Here is a 1,725-nt window from a genome sequence, read left to right as displayed (position 1 = left end):
GTCCAGATGGCTTCCATGCGCAGCAGCACGCCGGCGTCCATCACGCCGTCGGCCAGCGCCTCCCAGGTCTTGACCTCGGCGCGCTCACGGCTTTGCTGCGGGATCAGCTTGCCGACCGGCGACAGGGTGTCGAGGTATTCGACGATCACGCGCGAGTCGAACATGGCCTCGCTGCCGTCCATGATCAGGCAGGGCACCTTGCCGAGCGGGTTGGAACTGGAAATCGTGGTGTCGGCAGACCAGACGTCTTCGATCACGAACTGGTAGTCGAGCCGCTTTTCGGCCATGACCACGCGCACCTTGCGCACGTAAGGGCTGGCAGCGGATCCGATCAGTTTCATGCGGGCATTCCCCCCATCAGGGTCTTCGTTGTAGCGCTTTGATTCTAGGGGAAGGCGGGCAGCGCGAAATCCCGTTCCGGCCCCGCGTTCCGAAGCGAAATTGCTTCGGCCGGGCCGCAACCTAAAATTGGCCCATGAGTTTCTCCACCGTCTCCGCCCTTTCCCCCCTCGACGGCCGTTATGCGGCCAAGCTCTCGGCGCTGCGCCCGCTGATGAGCGAACAGGGCTACATGCACCGGCGAGTGCAGGTCGAGGTGGCGTGGTTCATCGCCCTCTCGGACTGCGGCTTCGCCGAATTCAAGCCTCTCACCGGCGGCGCCCGCAAATACCTGCTCGGCCTGGTTTCCAACTTCTCCGAGGCCGACGCGGTCGCGATCAAGCAGATCGAGAAGACCACCAATCACGACGTGAAGGCGGTCGAATACTGGATCAAGTCGAAGTTCGAGGCCCGCCCGGAACTGCTGGCCGCGTCCGAATTCGTCCATTTCGCCTGCACCAGCGAGGACATCAACAACACCAGCCATGCGCTGCAGATCCAGGCTGCGCGCGAAAAAGTGATGCTGCCGGCGATCGACGGCCTGATCGCGACCCTGCGCGACATGGCGGGCAAGTTCGCCGATGTGGCCATGCTCTCGCGCACCCACGGCCAGACCGCCAGCCCGACCACCGTCGGCAAGGAACTCGCGAACGTCGCGGTGCGGCTCGCCAAGGCGCGCGAGCAGATCGCGGCCGTGCAACTGCTGGGCAAGATGAACGGCGCGGTCGGCAACTACAACGCCCACATGGCCGCCTGGCCCGATTTCGACTGGGAAGCCTTCAGCTGCAAGGTGGTCGAGACGCCCGCGCCGCTCGGCCTGGGCCTGGCTTTCCAGCCCTACAGCATCCAGATCGAGCCGCACGACTACATGGCCGAGCTGTTCGACGCCGTGGCGCGCGCCAACACTATCCTGGTCGACTTCTCGCGCGACATCTGGGGCTACGTGAGCCTGGGCTACTTCAAGCAGCGCCTGAAGCCCGGCGAGATCGGCTCCTCGACGATGCCGCACAAGGTCAACCCGATCGACTTCGAGAATGCCGAGGGCAACCTGGGCCTGGCCAATGCGCTGCTGCGCCATCTGAGCGAGAAGCTGCCGATCAGCCGCTGGCAGCGCGACCTCACCGACAGCACGGTGCTGCGCAACATCGGCGTCGCCTTCGGCTATGCCACGCTCGCCTACGCCAGCCTCGCCACCGGCCTGGGCAAGCTCGAACTCAACCAGGAAGCGCTGGCCGATGACCTCGACAGCTCCTGGGAAGTGCTCGCCGAGCCGATCCAGACCGTGATGCGGCGCTTCGGCGTGCAGGGTGCCTACGAGCAGCTCAAGGAAGTCACGCGCGGCAAGAC

At 65.0% G+C, this 1,725-nt stretch carries 2 protein-coding genes; one reads left to right on the top strand and one right to left on the bottom strand.

Annotation, left to right across the window (positions count from 1 at the left end; translation table 11 throughout):
* A partial coding sequence (locus AC1D2K_RS34245) for a glutathione S-transferase N-terminal domain-containing protein (protein ID WP_478094829.1) occupies nt 1–341 on the bottom strand: 341 nt, incomplete at its 3' end.
* A 134-nt stretch (nt 342–475) separates the two neighbouring features.
* On the opposite strand from AC1D2K_RS34245, the gene purB reads away from it, so the two are divergent.
* Nucleotides 476–1,725 (top strand): adenylosuccinate lyase (gene purB / locus AC1D2K_RS34240; protein WP_478094828.1); only part of this gene is annotated, 1,250 nt, incomplete at its 3' end.

The organism is Variovorax sp. P1_H12_2 (assembly GCF_056405335.1).
This window is presented reverse-complemented; position numbering and strand designations above follow the sequence as displayed.